Source organism: Flagellimonas baculiformis (assembly GCF_033441575.1).
GTDB lineage: Bacteria > Bacteroidota > Bacteroidia > Flavobacteriales > Flavobacteriaceae > Flagellimonas > Flagellimonas baculiformis.
This window is the reverse complement of sequence record NZ_JAUZVW010000002.1, coordinates 38,517-58,458: the sequence shown is the minus strand read 5'-3', so window position 1 is coordinate 58,458 and position 19,942 is coordinate 38,517. Positions and strand designations below refer to the sequence as shown.

The window sequence follows — 19,942 nt, the reverse complement described above, 5'->3', positions numbered from 1 at the left end:
ACCAAACATATGGTAAAACTTCTACTTAGATGGTGCTTTGTCACCTGTCTTTTGCTATGCTCATTCTCCGGCTTTTCACAGGTAAAAAATGACTTTGATGTCCGTTATGAAAACAAGATAAAGGGAGACCTTACCTTTATTGCAAACAACATCGTCAACCGCGACACCAACGATACAGAGCCCGAAGACCCCTATAATTTAACCGGCTCCAGTTCCTCGTACAACGATGACCTCAACATGCAATACATTGATATTGATGGGGATGCATCCACGTTTAGCTCAAGTAGTGCCACCTTATCCATTCCTGACCCCACCTGTTCTAAAATCCGATATGCGGGTCTGTATTGGTCGGCAGTATATACGAGCAGTACGCGAAGTGATCTCAACCAAGTAAAATTTAGGGTACCAGGTGGATCGTATATAGATCTCACCGCTGATGAAATTCTTTTTGATGGCTACAATGATTCTGATTTTGGCTATTACGCCCCTTATGCCTGTTATAAAGATGTGACCTCCATCGTTGCGGGGCTTACCAATCCCGATGGGGATTATTTTGTGGCCAATGTAAGGGCGAGTTCCGGCAGTTCTATCCAAGGAGGGGTTTCTGGAGGATGGTCGTTGGTCGTGGTTTATGAAAACCCGACCCTTCCAGGTAAATTCATCACGACTTTCGACGGGTATGCCGGTATTAAATCCGGGGAGACCGTTGATATTCCTGTTAGTGGCTTCACCACCTTGCCTGCACCTTTTCCGGTGAGGGCCAAATTGGGCGTGGCCACATTGGAGGGGGACAACAGAATTACTGGAGACCAATTGGCCATAAGGGCAGATAGTAACGGTTCATTCACCACATTGTCCAACACGGCCAATCCTGCCACCAACTTCTTTAACAGTAACATTACCATTGAGGGCACTATCATAAATACACGTAACCCAAACAGTGTCAACACCTTGGGATGGGACGTGGACCTCTTTACCATACCCAACCCCAACCAAACCGTGATTCCCAATGGGGAGACCGGGGCCACACTGCGGGCCTCTTCAACCCAAGATAAATATGACATTTTCTTCACTTCGATGGATGTGGAGATCATTGAACCCAAAATCAACCTCGCCAAAACGGTGGAGGATATTGCCGGAAATGACATTACTGGGCAAGGCGTCCATCTCGGACAATATCTGGATTATGTACTTTCCTTTGAGAATGTGGGAAACGATGACGCCATAAACTACACCATTCGGGACGTGCTGCCCATCAACGTTACCTTGGATGAAAGCAGCATTGTGATGCCGCCCGGTGCCACCTATACTTTTGATCCCGCCACAAGGACGGTGATTTTTAGCATTCCAGACGGTCTTGTTGAGGAAGGGGATCCCTTGGCTGTTATTCGTATGCGGGTGCAAGTGGCCGAAAACTGTTTCGACTTTATCGATGCCTGTACCGACATTATCCAAAACTTGGCCTATTCCACCTATCGGGGAGAGATCAATACCGCACCGATTACGGACGACCCCAGTGTCTATGACTTTGATGGTTGTGGCTTTGGATCGCCCGGTGCCACCAACTTTCTTTTGGACGACCTTGGTGCCTGTAATTTTTCCCGTACCGTTCAACTGTGCGGTGAGAATGTACTTTTGGACGCCGGGGACAATTTTGACAATTATATCTGGTACCGCGATGTGAACGGAAACGGCCAAATCGATGTGGGTGTTGACACCGTCATCACCGATGCCGATTCTGACAATGACCCCAGCACCATTCTCGTGAGTGACATCGGGACCTATATTGTGGACAAGCAAGTGGCCGATCCTTGCAAGGACTTTGCAGAGATCATTAATGTGGAACTGTTCGGGGCAACCCAGAGCAATCCCATCACCGCTTTGATCAACGACACATCGAATTCCATTGACGGGGATATTCTCATATGCCCCAATGATGGTAGCGAACTGCCTGAAATCTTCCTTTGTGGATTGAACGATACCGAACTCCTCCAAGTGAACATTCCCGATGCCCAGAGCATTGTCTGGGAACAGTTGGACGAAGCTAGTTGTACCGCTGCCGCGGATGGATGTGCCAATACAAACGCCACCTGTACCTGGAACACTGTGGATACCGGGAACGACTTCCTGGCTTCCAATGCCGGACAGTACCGGTTGGTTATCAATTACCAAAACGGTTGTTTCAGCAGGTTCTATTTCAACATCTACAAAAACCCGCTCAACCCTCAGTACACTTCCAGGGACATCATTTGCGACACCGAAGGAAACATTACGGTGACCAATATGCCCTTGAACTATGAGTACCAGTTGGTGGATCAGACCACAGGTACGGTATTGGTCCCTTATGGCCCAAGCCCAAGTTTTGACATTGCCAACAATGGTGCCTATAGGGTGGAAATGAGACAGCAGGGCGTGACCGATGGTTGTGTCTTTGTTTTGGACAATATCGGGATCTTGGACAGGAATTTTCAAGTGGACATCACCACAAAAGATCTGGACTGTAATGGATTGGGCGAAATTGCCATCTCCATTCTCAATGTAGAGCCCCAGTACTATTACAGCATCTCTCGAGGAGGTGTAGAGGTGGACGATTTTGGTCCATCCATGGACAACAACCATACCTTTGAAAACCTAGGTGCAGGAGTATATGACGTTGCCGTTTCAACAGATGATGGTTGCGTTTACACAGAACAGATTACCATTATTGACCAACCAGATCTGGATTTGGAAGCAAGGGTATCCCAGCACATTACTTGTAAAGAGGGGAACATACTCATGTCCTCCACAGGGGGAAAAACTCCGCATTTGTATGCCATCTGGTCCTATGTGGATGAAGATGGAAACACGGTGATTTCCTATCCGGATGTAACCGACATCCCTCCATCCGAATTTCAGACCAGTCAAATCTTTGACATCTACGATCCCGGGGATTACACCTTCGTGGTAGTGGACAGGAACAACTGTTACGATATATCTAACACCGTGACCATCGAATTCAGGCCTGCGGCCGATTTTGATCCTACCACAGTCATCGACGTGCTTTGTAATGGTGAGTCTTCCGGTTCCATTGTCTTCAACCTCCTTAATGACAATGGATATCAATTGACTTTTTACCTGTTTGATGCCACTGGTTTTGATGAAGAAACCTACGACTATGCCAACGCATTGGCCACCAATGCATCAGGTATCTTTCCTGGATTGCCGAATGGGGATTATGCCATTGTCATCAACCAACGAAAAGGAAGTGCGTCCTGCGACTATTTTGAATACCAGACCATTTCGGCTCCGGCCACTGCCCTTTCTGCAGAAGTTGAGCTGTACCAACCTTACACCTGTTTGCAATTTGGTGCCGTTAGAGCGTTCAATGTTCAGGGAGGAACCGCTCCATATCAATACAGTATTGATGGGGTGACTTTTGTTCCGGACAGTGCAACCTTGGGCGAGGAAATATTTTCCAACCTGACCGATGGAACCTACACCGTGACCATAAGGGATGACAACGGATGTACCTTCGTAACGGATCCTGTGACCATAGCGCCGCTAGATCCCCCAACAGACATCGACTTTACGTCTACAGACCCCAATTGTCCATCTTTTACTTCGGATGTCACGTTGAGCGTTACTGGCGGAACTCCAAATTATGTGTATGAGATCATTGCCCCCGCAGGAAGCGTGGTGAACAATGGGAACAATGCCACCTTTACCGGTTTGGCCCCAGACACCTATTTGTTCCGCGTAACAGACAGTACGGGGTGCGTCTATGAGGAAACCTATACCATTGCCCCTGTTTCTGAAATTTCAGTGAGCGGACAATTGATCCAAAACATTACTTGTATTGGTGAAGAAGATGGTGAGATCAGATACACGGTAAGCAATTTCAACACCGATTACAACTATACCGTAACGGGTCCTGCCACATTCTCCGGAACGGCTGAGACCAATGGTACCCTTTCATTCACTGGTTTGGCCGAGGGAACATATACCATTACGGTGACCGACAACCTTACCAACTGTACCGACACGGCCTCTGTTACCATTGCAGCACCACCGTCTGCCATTACAGCTCCCGCTACAGTGACCCAACCAACCTGCCTCGCCGATGGTTCGGTGAGCATTACGGCTTCGGGCGGATGGGGAAGTTATACCTATGAAATTACTGCTGGGCCAGTGGGATATGTTCTTCCTGCGGCACAGAACAACGGCCTGTTCCCCAACTTGGATATTGCGGGAGACTACGACTATACCGTGACCGATGCCAATGGATGCGAGTTCACAGGTAGCTTCACGTTGATCGAGGCCATTGCCCCTGAATTGGAAATCGTTCCCAATGATATTTGTTATGATGATGCCACAGGATTGACCCTGACCGCCAATGTGATTGCAGGCGGAGATGGAAATTACGAATACAGCCTGAACGGAGGTCCCTTTGTGTCTGGCAATGTGTTCACAGGCCTTGGGCCAGGTTCCTATACCATCAATGTTAGGGATGGCAACGACTGTACAGGTTCCGCCTCCATCACCATTGACCCAGAGCTCAGTGTGGTGGCTTCTGCCCCCAACATTACCGCTTGTACCACAGACACAGACATTACCATCTCTGCTGCTGGTGGGGACGGCAACTATGTCTATGCCGTTGTTGCTGATGGAGTGACTCCCGGAGCAGGTGATTTCTCCACCACCAACCCTGTTACCGTTATCGGGGCGGGCAATTATGATGTCTATGTAAGGGACAATGGAGGTGCTTCCGGATTTTGTGAGGCTGTTTACGATATCTCTATTGTACAAGACCCCTCATTGACCATCACGCCCAACGTCACCGACGTAACGTGTTTTGGCGGTTCAGATGGAAGCATCACTTTGACAGCTACGGGAGGCGAGGCGCCTTATGTGTACAGCATCGACAATGGGGCAACCTATCAGCCTTTGAACACCTTTGTGAACCTACCGGCCGGCACCTATGACATCAGTATCAGGGATGCCAACAACTGTGTCGTATCATCACAGGTTACCATTGCCCAGCCCGACGAAATCATTGCCGAGGCGGCCATTACACAAGACTATACCTGTAACCAACTGGGAGAGATCACGGTGGGAAGTATTACCCCAACTTCCGGTGGTTCAGGAAACTACCAATACAGTATCAATGGCGGGGCTTGGACCCCATCAACTACGGGAGGAGCTGTTTTCACCGACCTGATGGATGGTACCTATAGCATTCGTGTCCGTGATGCCAATCAAATCGATTGTTTCATCACCTTGCCAGATGTCATCATCCCCCCACTGCCCGTAGAACCCACATTGTCAACTACTTTTGTTTACAATTGTGATGGGACGGCCGATCTTACCGTACTTCCCAACGACCCGGGATACACCTATTCATTGGATGGGTCAACCCCACAGTCCGGTAACCTATTTACGGACGTTGCCCCTGGTCTTCATACCATTGAGGTCAACTATGGAAGCGATTGTACCGTTCAAACCACAGTAAACATTGAGGCCGGACATGTCTTCGATGCGGCCATCACCGCACACACCGATATCAGTTGTTTTGGTGCTGCAGATGGTTCCATCACTTTTGAAGTTGAAAACTTTGATGCTGGAACTGGATTTACCTATCAAGTGAACAGTGGAACCGTTTCTGGACCCCAAACCACCAGTCCAATCACCCTTTCTGGACTTACTGCGGGTGATTACGAAATTGTCTTGGTTGATCTACGAGACCCTGCTTGTTCTGTTACCTTGAACCAAACATTGACCCAGCCCGATGCCGTCGATGTTACAGCATCGGTGACCACAGAACTGACCTGTACCAATGGTGGCGGGGTCATAACCGCAGCTGCAACCGGTGGAACCCCTGCATACCAATACCAATTGGAGGACACTGTTGGTGGCGTAATCGTTGCCTATCAACCTTCCGGTGTGTTCTCTGGACTTGCTGCTGGCGATTATGTCGTAAGGGCGAGGGACATCAATCTTTGTGAGGATGTTACAACAACCTTGACCATAGCCCCTCCGGCCGATATCGACTTTGAAGCAATTCCCACGGCATGCTATAGTGGCAACAACGACGGAAGCATCGTGGTGAACGTGACCGACGGCAATGGCAACTACCAGTTCAGCCTGAACGGTGGCGCATGGATGACCCCTACGCCAACAACAGGAACAACATATACTTTTGGCAACCTGGCCGCTGGAACTTATACCATTGACGTTCGCGATCAATATGGGTGTCTTGGTGTTCAACAGAATGTGACCATTGTGGATGCTTTGGTTGCCCAAGTTCAAGTTGTGGATATCTCTTCTTGTGCCGATGGTAGCATCACCGTGAACGCTAGTGGCGGGTCTCCTACCTTGCAATATGCCTTTGTGGTGACAGGAGCAGACCCAGTTGGTTCGTTCACTGCATCCAATGTATATACCGTAACAATCGCCGGAACTTATGATGTTTATGTAAGGGATAATTCCGCAACTGTTCCCTATTGTGAATATATGGAAACGGTGACCGTTAATCCTGGAGTGCCGTTGACCATGACCGCTACACCAACTGACCCACAATGTCATGATGAAACGGGGTCAATCTTGGTGGACATTACATCTGGTTTGGCCCCATACACCATCCAGATTATAGATTTGGACAATGGTGGAGCTTCCAACCAAACGAACACCAATGTGCTGGTCTCGACCAGGACCTATTACAATCTTATTCCAGGGGATTATACCATTAATGTCACCGATGCAGCGGGTTGTACCGTAACTGATACCCTAACCATCAACAATCCTGATGAGTTGACTGGTGTTGTGGATGGTATCACTCCGTCTACGTGTACCGGCGATATCACTGATTTTGGATTTGGATTCTCTGGATATCCTACAACTTTGGGAACTATTGAATTTAGTGCCGATGGTGGTACTACTTGGATCGGGGACAACTCTAACCCAGGTGTTTCCGATCAATTTACAGGATACACATCAGGTGATACCGTTTATCCTTCGATGAGAACCGTAGATGGACTTGGGAACACTCTTTGCCAGACTGATCTGCCTCCATTTATTATTCCATATCCATTGGATGATCTGGACATTACCATTTTGCCCATAGTGGTCAATTGTAATGAACTACAGGTAACCGTGAGGGGCCAGAATGGTTCCGATCCATATGAATATGCGTATTCAGATGACCCCGCCAACTTTGACCCCTCAACAACAACATGGACCGCTCCTCTTCCTGCTGGAACAACCCATACTTTTGTTGGTTTGATACCTGGTAGAACGTACACCTTCTATGTAAGGGACGATGTAGGTTGTGTTCGTCAAAGTAGTGTGAACGTAAATGATATTATTACTGTTCCGTTGGAAATCACCTCTACGATTACGCCCAGCTGTTTTGGTTTGAACAACGGAAGCATCACCTATACGGTTACAGATAATGAAGCTCCTTTTGAAAACCAATTCAGATGGACCGTTTATGATATGAGTTCAGGTTCTGCTGTTGCCGTAGCTTCAAGTGGTGGAATAGTACCGTTTTCTTCTCCTCAACAAGATGTAACCGTTAACAACCTGCCTCCTGGTAATTACTTCATTGAGGTTACAGAAGTGGACGGTTCCAACAACGATAGTTGTGTGGGGGCTACAGAAAACCAATTGTTGATGGAATTGGACCCATTGTCCGGAACACCTGTTGTACTTCAAAATATCACCTGTGACGCCCCTGGACTCATCCAAATCCAAAATCCTCTAGGTGGTGGCGGAATTTATACTTACACCGTAACAGGGCCAGCCGGATTTACGACCATTACCTCAACTTCCGACAACCCCATCGAGATTCCTGCAAACTCACCTGCGGGCGACTATAACGTAACCATGGAAGATCAATTTGGTTGTGGGCTAGATTTGGGAACTGTTCCATTGACCTTGACCCCAAACCCAACTATTGATAGTGTTGTCATTGATAACTGTGGTACACCTATTACGGTGACCATCAATGCCACAAGTGTGTCCTCCCAAATCTTCTATTCTTTGGATGGCGGGGTTACCTATGTGAACAATGGCGGGGTTTTCAACAATGTGATGCCAGGAACCTATAATGTTGCCATTATTGACGGCAACGGATGTATGGATACAGATACAATTGTGGTACATGCACCTTTAGAATTTACTGCGATACAAACCGTTGCATTGGATTGTGAGCCAGGCTCCGCCGCAAATGCAGAAATTGAAATAACCGTAGTTGCCGGATCTGGAAATTACGAATACATGATTACTGGCCCTGGAGCCAACAACCAGACTAGGGGTGTACTTCCGTCCAATCCATTCACATGGACTGGTGCTGGTGCGGCTGGTGATTATGTAGTAACCGTTTTTGACATTGGTACAGTACCTACCTGTTCTGAAGTTATTACGGTTGAAGTTCCTGATGCACCTCTTCCCATATTTACTGAAACCCATATGAATGTAAGCTGTTTTGGAGGAAATGATGGGAGCATTACACTACATGAGGTGGACAATGGCATTAACCCATTGACCTATACACTCATCCCCATGCCTGCGGGAGCCGTATTGAACGGGACTACCTTTGAAAACCTTCCGGCCGGAACTTATACGGTTCGTGCTGTTGGAACCAATCTCTGTCCTGCTGAGATCAACGATATCGTGATTGGACAGCCCGACCCCATTGTCGTTGCCGATGTGGAGGTGGTCCAATTTGCCTGTGTGGCGGGCAACAACATGAACAATGCTACCATCACAGTTGATCCGGCTGACATATCCGGAGGAACCGGAACCTATGTCCGCTACGAGTTTAGGGACAATATAAGCGGCACCGTTTACCAAAATGGGCCCAACAATACTTATACCTTGACCAATACCAATGGTGCCAACATCAGGGTTACCGTGTATGACGAAAACAATTGTTCTGGATACATCGATGCCTTGATAAACCCATTTGACCAGATAACCAATGCCGTGGCCGCTATCACCAACCCTTTGAGCTGTACTCCAGGCATGGACGGGGAAATTACCATTACGGTTACCTCAACGGCTGGGGATCCGTCCCGCTTTGAATACAGTATCGACAATGGTACCTCATGGCAATCCTCCAATGTGTTTGGCGGTCTGGATGCGGGTACCCACAATTTCTTGGTGCGCCATATCGATACGGGTTGTACCGTATCAACATCCGAAACGATCACCAACCCCAACACCTTCACTATTGATGTGGATGTGGTGAGCAATGTGGTCTGCTATGGAACCGCAAGCGGAGAAGTGACCTTTGAACTCTTGGATGCCACTTATGCAGGAGGGTTCAACTGGACCATTTACAATACAAATGGAACGCCGGTGAACACGGCTGATGATACCTTCGTGACCAATGGTACCTCAGCAACTACCGGACCTACGGCTCCTATCGCTCTGCCAGCCGGAAGCTTCTTGGTGGAAATTTCCCAAGATGCCTTCCCTGGATGTACCAATATGGAGACCTTCACCATTGCAGAGCCCTCAGCGGCCATTTCTGCCGAAGTTTTGGTGACCGATATTACCTGTGATCCCGGAAACGATGGCGTCATCGAAATCTTTAATGTACAAGGTGGATGGGGCGGATATGCTTACTATGTGAGTACTACTTCAAACCCCGATCCAAACAGTATAGCCAATTATGTACCCACCCGAAAGTTTGAAAACTTGGTGGCTGGCACCTATGAAGTCTGGGTCATCGATCAATACGGTTGTGCTTTGCAATTGCCCGATGTAACCTTGGCCGACCCGCTGCCCATCCAAGCTGCTTTACAGGTCAACAATGAAAACTGTACCGACCTTCAAGGCGAAATTGAAGTGGTGGGCATTCCTGCGACAGATCCTGTATCTGGTGGTCAAGGAAGCAACTACGCCTATCAATTGGTCAGAAATGGGGTCAATATAGGTTCGCCACAAACGAGCACCATTTTCTCCAATCTAGGTGCTGGTTCTTACGAGGTGGAAATCCTAGATCAGTGGGGATGTGATGCCACTGTCGGGCCTGTGGTGTTGAACCCAGCCATGAGTGCTACTGCGGCCGTAGTGAAACCCATCGATTGTTCCCCTGACCCAGGAGGACATATCAACGTAACCGTAACAGGTGGTTCCACCACGTTGGAATACAGTGTTACCTTCCCTATTTCGGGAACCGTGGTGACCAATAACGATGGTATTTTCACCAACTTGACCGAAGCGGGCGAATATGTATTCGTCATCACCGATTTGGCCACTACAACTCCATGTACCTACACGGTTACCCAAGAGTTGGATGCCCCTGTGGATCCCATCTTGTTGGATGCGACCATTCAAAATGTGAGCTGTTTTGGAGGAAGTGATGGAAGTATTTCGGCTGTCATTGATCCCGCAACCGCCGTGAATCCAATCTATCAATATGAATTGATCGGTATCAGCCTTGGCGCTCCAAGCAGACCGCTTCAGGACCATCCGCTTTTCGAAAACTTGCCTGCAGGGCAATATGAAGTTCGTGTGGTTTCCGATAGAGGTTGTGAAGACACTAAACCAGAGACCGTTACAGAGCCAGCCGAATTGACGGTCTCTGCATCAGCTCCTGATTTTGTCTGTACTGCCAATAATGTGGATGAAACCACGATAACGGTCACTGCTACCGGCGGTACTGCACCTTATTTTTATAGTTTTGATGGCAATGGTTTCTCCTCAATCGCCACCTATGATGTGGAGGACAACGGTACCGTTCAGACCATCAACTATACGGTAAGGGATGCCAATGGTTGTGAATATGCTGACAGCATTGTAATAGAACCCATCAACACATTTACAGTCACTGTTTCCCAAACCACGGCCATCAGCTGTGTGACTGAAGAAGAAGTGCTGTTGACCGTTGCCGATAATGGTGATCCAACCAATACCTATACGTTTACATTGCTGCCCGTAGGAAATCCGTATGGATCGGCTCCGACCATCTTGAGCAGTACCTCTGCAAGCTTCCAATTGACCAACCCTGGGACCTATACCTTCAGGGTCACGGACGATGCGACAGGTTGTTATGTGGATACCGCTCCTTATGTCATCGCACCGTACGATACCATTGATGTCGTGGCCGTGGCCACATCACCTGCCGTCTGTTTTGACGATGCCGGCACCTTGGAAATCACGGTCACAGGCTACAATGGTGCTTATGATTATGAAGTGTTCAGGGCCGATGGTACTTCGATTACAACCGGAAGTGGCAACACTGCTGGTGGACCGTTGTCCATAACACATGCAGACCTTGTTGGAGGAAACTACTTCGTGCGTGTTACCGAAACAGGTTACCCAGAGTGTGTTGAAGACTCCAACACCATCACTATCATGTCGCCGAGCGCGGAGTTGGAGGTTGTTCCCCAACAAGTGGCCAGCGTTACCTGTACCAATGACCAAGGAGAGATCCTCGTTGCACCAACAGGTGGCTATGCTCCTTATGACATCATATTGACAAACAACACCACTACCCAAACCTACACTATGAACGATGTATACAGCTATGTCTTCACTGGCCTATCTGCAGGTGCATACGAAGTAAGGGTGGTCGATAGCCAAGGTTGTGAGATTGTGGACAATTCATTGACACTGATAGAACCAGACCCAATAATGGCTACCATCGATGTCGCTCCGATAGACCTATTGTGCTATGGGGACAACAGCGGTTCTGTTTGGGTATCCTCTGTTTCCGGTGGTGAAGGTGTGTACCAGTACCAATTGAACATCTACGAAGATGATACTCCTGGTGCCAGTATTATATTCACTTCTGGTGAACAGGGAAGCAATATGTTCAACGGATTGGGCGCTGGAACCTATAGCATCACCGTTACCGATGGATGGAACTGCGGTGTGGAAACCCCAAGGGTGACCATCAACGAACCTACAGAGGTTAGCGCTTCTTTGATCAAGCTTGCGGACCTGACCTGTTTGACCGACGGTAGCATGCGTTTATCCGCTAGTGGGGGAACGGCCCCTTACTTTTATTTTGATGTAAATACCTCGACTTGGGAAGAATTTGACTATCCTAACCATCATGATTTCCTTAACATGGGAGCCGGTAAGTATCAATTTGAGGTGCGGGATGTAAATGGATGTACTGCTATGATCTCCAATCAAGTCAGTCTCCGAGAGCCCCCGGCATTGGTGTTGGAAATAGACGATTCCGCAGCCATGATCAACTGTATGGGCGAAGCATCGGCTACCATTATTGCACGTGCAACAGGTGGTCTGGGCAATTACAGCTACGAACTGTTCAGCGATGCCGCATTGTCCAATTTGGTCGGTGGACCACAGCCAAACGGTACCTTTAACGGGCTTGCCGCTGGAAATTACTATGTAAGGGTCATCAGTGAAGATTGCGTTGAGGTATCACCGGTGATACCTATTATCGATCCCGCTCCGTTGCAGGTAGAACGTGCAGAATCTACCGATGTGACCTGTTCGGGCATGGAAGATGGTAGTATCATTGTAGAGGTTTCTGGAGGTACTGGTGAGATTCTGTATGCCATTTCCCCCAATTTGAACCAGTTTGATACCGAAAACACCTTTACCGATTTGGCTCCCGGCATTTACGATGTCATTGCACAAGACGTTAATGGATGTTTCATGACCTTCCAATTTGAAATAGTACAGCCAGAACCTATTCAGGCAGAAGCGATCAACATCATGCACGAAGTGTGCTATAATAGTGCCGATGGTTCCTTCGAGCTTCAGGTTTCTGGAGGTATGGCACCCTATGAAACGGCCTTGAATTCCAATGCGGATGCCGATTTTGTTCAAGATCAGTTCTTGTTCCAAAACCTATCGGCCGGAACCCATGCGGTATTCATCAGGGATGCCCAAGGTTGTGATACCTATGTGATCGTGGAAATAGAGCCCGGTATGAACCTTGCCGCCACAGTAACTCCAATGTATGAGTGCGTGGGCAATATCCCCACTAATTCCTTGGAGATAGTGTTCGAGGACCCAAGCATTTCAGCAGATGTAATGTACGCCTTGGATTCCACAGACCCTGCAGATATGCAGTTGTCCGCAGACTTTACCAACATGACGCCTGGAGACCACTATGTCACCATTGCACATGCGAATGGATGTATGACCACCTATGATTTCACCATCGAAGGCTACGAACCGCTTACCCTGGTTTTGGAGAACAATACCATCAACCAGATAACCGCGATAGCCGAAGGGGGAGTTGGCGAATACACCTTCTACTTCAACGATGAGGACAATGGAACCGATAATACCTTCTACATCAATAGAACGGGCATTTACACCGTTAGGGTGGTTGATCAGAATGGTTGTGAGGCCATTGCCGATATCATGATGGTGTTCATAGACATTGAGTTCCCGAACTTCTTTACCCCAGATGGCGACGGCCTCAATGATAACTGGATTCCCGACAATATTGAAGGGTTCCCAGAAGTACTAATTAAGATTTATGATCGTTATGGTAGGGTAGTGGAAGAGATGACCCGTGACACCCAAGGTTGGGATGGCAATTATGATGGCAAGCCATTGCCAACGGGTGACTACTGGTACGTGGTTCGCCTTGAAGGTGAAACCGACCAAAGGGAATTCGTGGGCCACTTTACATTATATCGACAATAACATTTATAACCCAAACAGACCTCATGTTCAAAAAAGTATATTCAACTGCATTTCTGCTCCTATTGGCACTTTGTGCCAAGGGGCAGGAGTTGACCATACCACAGCTTTCTCAATATATCGCTGACAATCCCTTTATCATGTCCCCGACCTATGCCGGCATAGGGGACCACATAAAAGTGCGGTTGAACGGACTTACCCAATGGGTGGGCATCAAGGATGCTCCCGATACACAGACCTTGGCCGCGGATGCCCGTATAGGCAACCGTTCCGGTTTGGGTATGCTCCTGTACAATGACAGCAACGGCGAGACCAAACAAAGAGGGGCCAGGGTTTCCTTTGCGCACCACCTTACCTTGGACCGATATGACGATATTTTCCTTTCTTTCGGTATCTCCTACAATTTCAACCAGTTTAGGATAGATGTGGAAAACTTTAGGGACAGCAACGGTCAACTTCCCACGGATGACAAGGCCACTACCAACCACAACTTTGATTTGGGCGTGCTCTACCGTTACAATAAGTTCTATTTCAGTTTGAATGCTTCCAACATCCTCAACAAAAATCTTGAAAGCTTCAATCCTGTTTTTGAACCAAATACCCTTAGGAACTATTATGCCTACACAGGTTATAGCATTTCCAAGAACAAGAACAGCAAATTGGAGATTGAGCCTTCCGTTTTCTTTCAATGGTTTGAAAGTGATGGACGTTCCGTGACGGATTTGAACGCCAAGTTCCGTTTCCATGATTTTGAGGATTACTACTATGTAGGCCTTACCTACCGTTTCCTGAACGATCAATTGGGTGAGCCGTTGTACATAGCCCCTATTGCGGGATTTAAAAAGAACAATTTTTATTTTGGATATTCCTACCAGATCATCACCAATGAAATTTTGGGGTATAGCTCTGGAACACACGTGGTCACCGTGGGAATGGATCTCTTCCAAGGGATAAGCAACTGTAGATGTATGTATTGATTTGTTGTTTTTACCCTACTTTTGCCTCTCTTAATACAAGATTGTGGGGAAAATTAGGCTAAAGAACATCAGGATACATTCCAACCATGGGTGTTTGAAGGAAGAAATGCTCATCGGAAGCGATTATAGGGTGGATCTCGAAATAAAAGCCGATCTTTCCCAGCCAGCCACTTCTGACAAGCTATCCGAGACTGTGGACTATGTCCATTTGAACAATATTGTAAAGGAAGAAATGGCCGTTCGTTCCAATCTTTTGGAGCATGTGGCCCAACGGATCATTGATCGTATTCTGTCTGAAATAAATGAAGTGACCCAAGTGATGGTCGAAGTTTCCAAAATAAATCCGCCCATTGGTGGCGATGTGGAGAGCGTTTCGGTAAAACTCAAATTTTCTCGATAAAACGCTGTTTTTCAGACCTTCATAATGTAAAAGTTTTATTAATTTTACATTTTAATAACGGCATTGTGGTCGAATTGGATAGACAAGGTCCCGCAAGGATTTTTATGGTGGTTCGAGTCCACCCGATGCCTCTATATCAGATCTTTGATCAAAGATCTATTTATATTTAGATTGTTCCGATCTAAAAATTCATAAAATATTTATAGCTTTGCCGACCGAATGGCATCGTGGCCGAGTGGCTAGGCACAGCTCTGCAAAAGCTTGTACAGCGGTTCGAATCCGCTCGATGCCTCTGGAAATCCCGACACTAAGTGTTGGGATTTTTATTTTCTGCTAGCTTATCCTTTCTATTTCGTATTTGAGATCGAAACGATCCTTGGGGATAAATCCTTTGGTGATGAGTACAATGCCACAAATGATCAGAACGATGCCAAGTCCCTTTGTGATGAGGACGATACGCTCTATGGTCAAATACCTTTTCAACTGTTTGGCCAAAAGGATCTTTATAAGATCTATTCCAAAATAGACCAAAATGACCGTGCTGAAGAACACCAACATCCTTTCCGGATTGTTTTCCAAGCTAGGTCCCACCACGATAATCAGGCCCAGCCAAAATGCCAAAACCCCAATGTTGATGAAATTCAGCAGAAAACCTTTGATAAAAAGGGTAACATAACCTCCTTTGGTGGGTCGTGCAGGCGTGGTCTTTTTCTTGGCCTTTTTGGCAAACAGATAAATACCATAGACCAAAAGGATCATTCCTCCAAAAACGAAAAGTCCTGGCTCGTTGCTCAGGTTTTCCAACAATTGGAAACTACTGAAATAGGCTATGCTCAAAAAAACAATGTCCGCCACGATGACCCCGACATCAAAACACACTCCGGCCCTGAACCCCTTGGTGGCACTGGTTTCCAAAAGCACAAAAAAGACAGGCCCAATCATGATGCTCAATAATAGTCCCAAAGGTATTGCTGCCTGTATATCTTCAATCATAAAATGCTATTCCACTCTTTTTATCTTTCCACCGAATACGGTGCTCTCATCCATTTTTTTTGGGTCACCATAGACCAATACCTCACCCCCTGCCTTTACATTGGCCTTTACATAATCCGTTGCATACACTTCTGCATTCCCTCCGGCATTGACCGTGATCGTGGTGAACTTGGTCTTGAACGTTTTGCCTATATATGACCCTCCGGTATTGATGATAATGTCTTGGTTATTGGAAAATCCAGCAGCAAATACTTCCCCTCCGGATACTGCTTTGATCAACAATTGGTCCACCTGGCAGGTGATTTCCAGCTTGCCACCTTCCTGTGCCTTGAGTTCCAAAATATCCTGTACATAGGTCTCATCGGATGAAATACGGGCATCCTCGTTCACATCGATAACTTTGAGGTCCTCCGTATGGTAAACATCCACATAAGTTCGGTAACCACTGAAAATTTTATCTATTTCCATCCGTATCTTCAAAACCCCATCGTTGTTCACAATGGCTACCTTGTCCGTATTGGCGCCCGTGATGACCGCTTTGTTTTCCTTTCCCTTTATCAAACTGATGGAGAGGCCATCAAAAGCCTTGATCTCAGTAAACTTTTGGAGATTTTTGGTAATGTCCCCCTTTTGTGCGCTCAGTGCTTGGAGCGAAAGGGACAGTAATAAAATCAATATAGGTTTCATGTTATAAAAATTTGGTTCCCAAAAGAATAACAAATTTTATTCCAAAAAAAGCATCACTCCTTTTTTCCGATCAACGAAAAGTCGAGGTGCCGCTTTACCAGATCGGTATCCTTTACCATCACATAGACCTCATCACCCAGTTGGTACACCCGTTTCCGTCTTTCTCCAATAATGGCATATTGGCGTTCGTCAAATACATAATAATCGTCCTTGATGTCACGGATTCTCACCATGCCCTCACATTTGTTCTCGATGATCTCCACATAGATACCCCATTCCGTCACTCCAGAAATCACCCCGAGGAACTCTTGGTCCTTGTGGTCTTCCATGAATTTGATCTGCATGTATTTCACGGAATCCCGCTCGGCGTTGGCCGCCAGCATTTCCATATCGGAGGAATGCTTGCATTTTTCTTCGTACAAGGTAGCGCTCGGTTGCTTTTCCCCATCCAGATAATGCTGCAGCAAACGGTGCACCATCACATCGGGATATCTTCGGATGGGAGAGGTGAAATGGGTGTAATAATCAAAACCCAATCCATAGTGCCCAATATTTTCCGTGGTATAAATGGCCTTGCTCATGCTACGGATGGCCAAGGTATCCACCAAATTCTGTTCTTTTTTTCCCTTAACATCCTCCAGAAGCTGGTTTAGGGACTTATTGATGGTCTTTCTGTCCCTAAGGTCTATACTATGTCCAAATCGGGAAATAACGCCGTTCAGGGCCATTAATTTCTCTTCATCGGGCTTGTCATGCACCCGGTACACGAAAGTCTTTTTCTGTTTGCCAATGTATTCGGCCACTTTTCGGTTGGCCAATAGCATAAATTCCTCTATAAGCTTGTTCGCATCCTTGGCTTCCTTGAAATAAACCCCCAAGGGCACGTTGTCCTCCGATAGGTTGAACTTTACCTCTATCTTGTCAAAAGAGATGGCACCTGCATTCATACGGGCCTGCCGCATGATCTTTGCCAGTCGGTCAAAAGTGAGGATGGCCTCCACAATGTCACTGGAAACGGAATAGGCCTTTCCTCGGATGGAAATGGCTTCCGGTATGCTATCTTCCCCCGTTTCGATGATATATTGTGCTTCTTCGTAGGCAAAACGTTCGTTGGAATTGATGGCCGTCCGGCCAAACCATTGGTTCACTAGTCGGGCCTTATCGTCCATTTCAAAAACGGCGGAGAAGGTATATTTTTCTTCGTTGGGTCTCAACGAACAGGCCATATTGGAAAGTACCTCGGGCAACATGGGCACCACCCTGTCCACCAAATAAACGGACGTGGCCCTGTCATAGGCCTCTTCTTCCAAAATGGTACCCGGTTCCACGTAATGGGAAACGTCCGCAATATGGATACCTATCTCATAATTGCCATTTTCCAATTTCTGAAAGGAAAGTGCATCATCAAAATCCTTGGCATCCTTTGGATCTATGGTGAAGGTGAGCACATCCCGCATATCCCTTCTTTTGGCAATCTCGGATTCCTTGATGCTGGTATCCAATGTTTTGGCAAACTGTTCCACTTCGTAGGGAAACTCGTAGGGCAGTCCATACTCGGCCAAAATGGAATGTATTTCCGTATTGTGCTCGCCCGGTTTTCCCAAGACCTCCACAACTTCTCCATAAGGCGAATCGGCATCTGCGGGCCAGTCACCCAAGTTCACCAACACCTTGTCCCCATCATTTGCTTTTTTGAGTTTCTCCAAGGGAATAAAGATGTCCGTGTACATTCTGGAATCGGATGGCCTCACAAAGGCAAAGGTCTTTTGCTTGTCCACAATGCCCACATAGGAAGTCTTCTTGCGTTCCAATACTTTGGAAATCTCCCCTTCCTGCTTTTTCCCTTTTCGCCTGGGCTTTAGGAAAACTTCGACCGTATCGCCGTGCAGGGCCTTGTTCAAACTGTTGTAGGGCACAAAGATGTCATCCTCAAGGTCGTCCACCACAATATAGGCGTTGCCACTGGAGGTAAGGTCCACCTTTCCCGTAAAATAGGTGTGCAGTGACGGTTTCTTTTTGTACTTGCCCTTTTCTTCCTCCAGAATCCGGTCACTGGCCTTGAGCTGTCCCAATCGCTTGATGAGTTCGTTACGGTCCTGTGTATCGGTGACGCCCAATTTTGCGGCTATCTGCTTGTAATTAAAGCTTTTTGATGGTTCTTTTTCAAGTACGGTAAAAATGCCCTTGGTCAACTCATTCTTCCTCTGACTCCTTGATCTCTTCTTCTTCTTCGACATTAAATGGACTTATTTTTTTGAAAAATACAAATTATAATCCTTGAACTACAAGGAATGGGTTAAGTAATCGTAAAGACAAGTGGTTTTATCAACAATAACCATTATTGTTCTTTTCTTCTTTTTTTGAAATTTTAAAAAATGATGATGATGATGGATTGTTGAAATGTGTAATAATTTTTTCAGGTAAATATTGCTCTGAACAGCAAAATCATTTTATTCACAATTTGTGAGAAGAAAATAATTTTAAAAATCAAAGGATTAGATTTTTTATCCACGGTTTTTGATAACCGTTTTCAACATCAATTTATTGAAAAGTAAATGTAATTTTAATGTTAATTACAACCCTTTTTTGTTTCATACCGGTTGATTAATTTTTAATGGAATTTGGACCGTTCCAAAAGAAAATAGATCAATTACACTATTTTCTGGAAAATCAAAATTTACTTACTGTTAGTTTTATTAAAAAGATCAACAAATAAAGTATTTTTATAAATAGCTGTTTTTTAGAAAGATGTAATTATTTCGCAATTTTTGTGAACACCTTCAAACCAAAAGATATTGTACCTTTGTATAGTAGCCTCAAATAAACAAAAATCATGAAAATAGCCATTGGAAACGATCACGCGGGAACGGAATATAAACTGGCCGTTGTGGGCCTTCTCAAATCTAAGGGAATAGAAGTTATCAACTACGGAACCGACGGAACCGACAGCGTGGACTATCCTGATTTTACACATCCTGTGGCATCGGATGTGGAAGAAGGAAAAGTGGACCTGGGGATCGTTATCTGCGGTAGCGGCAATGGGGCCACGATGACCATCAACAAACATCAGAACGTAAGGGGTGCCCTCTGCTGGAACAAAGAAATAGTACAGCTGGCCAGGGAACACAACGATGCCAATATTTTGAGTTTGCCCGCCCGATTCATAGCACTTCCACAGGCCTTGGACATGGTAGAGACTTTTTTGAACACCAAATTTGAAGGAGGAAGACACGAAAGGCGAATAGAAAAAATACCCTGCAGATAAACT

At 46.4% G+C, this 19,942-nt stretch carries 7 protein-coding genes and 2 tRNA genes; 6 read left to right on the top strand and 3 right to left on the bottom strand.

Translation table 11 applies throughout. From position 1 onward, the window contains the following. Window positions 1–9: 9 nt before the first annotated feature. The 5 genes from SD450_RS02850 (at window position 10) to SD450_RS02830 (ending at window position 15,286) form a co-directional block, all read left to right on the top strand. Window positions 10–13,620 carry a T9SS type B sorting domain-containing protein gene (locus tag SD450_RS02850; RefSeq protein WP_318343128.1) on the top strand — a complete coding sequence of 4,537 codons (13,611 nt, stop codon included), beginning with the start codon at window positions 10–12 and terminating at the stop codon, window positions 13,618–13,620. A gap of 23 nt (window positions 13,621–13,643) precedes the next feature. Next, window positions 13,644–14,594: a PorP/SprF family type IX secretion system membrane protein gene (locus SD450_RS02845; protein WP_318343127.1), complete on the top strand. Its 951-nt coding sequence runs from the start codon at window positions 13,644–13,646 to the stop codon at window positions 14,592–14,594. Window positions 14,595–14,637: 43 nt separating this feature from the next. Then, window positions 14,638–14,994 carry a dihydroneopterin aldolase gene (gene folB / locus SD450_RS02840; protein ID WP_318343126.1) on the top strand — a complete coding sequence of 119 codons (357 nt, stop codon included), beginning with the start codon at window positions 14,638–14,640 and terminating at the stop codon, window positions 14,992–14,994. Window positions 14,995–15,053: 59 nt separating this feature from the next. Further along, window positions 15,054–15,125 (top strand) — tRNA-Cys (locus SD450_RS02835). 90 nt (window positions 15,126–15,215) lie between these two features. Continuing rightward, window positions 15,216–15,286, top strand: a tRNA-Cys gene (locus tag SD450_RS02830). Window positions 15,287–15,327: 41 nt separating this feature from the next. On the opposite strand, the gene SD450_RS02825 is transcribed toward SD450_RS02830, so the two are convergent. Genes SD450_RS02825 through rnr form a run of 3 tightly spaced genes read right to left on the bottom strand, consistent with a single transcriptional unit; the run spans window position 15,328 to window position 18,911 of the window. After that, entirely contained in the window at window positions 15,328–15,987 is a 660-nt protein-coding gene (locus tag SD450_RS02825; protein WP_318343125.1) for a LysE family translocator, read from the bottom strand. Between the two features lie 6 nt (window positions 15,988–15,993). Further along, entirely contained in the window at window positions 15,994–16,674 is a 681-nt protein-coding gene (locus SD450_RS02820) for a head GIN domain-containing protein (protein WP_318343124.1), read from the bottom strand. A 53-nt stretch (window positions 16,675–16,727) separates the two neighbouring features. Further along, window positions 16,728–18,911 (bottom strand): ribonuclease R, encoded by a 2,184-nt coding sequence (rnr, locus tag SD450_RS02815; protein WP_318343123.1) that lies wholly within the window; start codon window positions 18,909–18,911, stop codon window positions 16,728–16,730. A 596-nt stretch (window positions 18,912–19,507) separates the two neighbouring features. On the opposite strand from rnr, the gene rpiB reads away from it, so the two are divergent. Then, entirely contained in the window at window positions 19,508–19,939 is a 432-nt protein-coding gene (gene rpiB / locus SD450_RS02810; RefSeq protein ID WP_318343122.1) for a ribose 5-phosphate isomerase B, read from the top strand. Window positions 19,940–19,942 lie beyond the last annotated feature (3 nt).

Bases quoted from the DNA above. Each gene is read 5' to 3' on its own strand.
- SD450_RS02850 (WP_318343128.1), top strand. From the start codon at position 10: ATGGTAAAACTTCTACTTAGATGGTGCTTTGTCACCTGTCTTTTGCTA.
- SD450_RS02845 (WP_318343127.1), top strand. From the start codon at position 13,644: ATGTTCAAAAAAGTATATTCAACTGCATTTCTGCTCCTATTGGCACTT.
- SD450_RS02825 (WP_318343125.1), bottom strand. From the start codon at position 15,987: ATGATTGAAGATATACAGGCAGCAATACCTTTGGGACTATTATTGAGC.
- SD450_RS02820 (WP_318343124.1), bottom strand. From the start codon at position 16,674: ATGAAACCTATATTGATTTTATTACTGTCCCTTTCGCTCCAAGCACTG.
- rnr (WP_318343123.1), bottom strand. From the start codon at position 18,911: ATGTCGAAGAAGAAGAAGAGATCAAGGAGTCAGAGGAAGAATGAGTTG.
- rpiB (WP_318343122.1), top strand. From the start codon at position 19,508: ATGAAAATAGCCATTGGAAACGATCACGCGGGAACGGAATATAAACTG.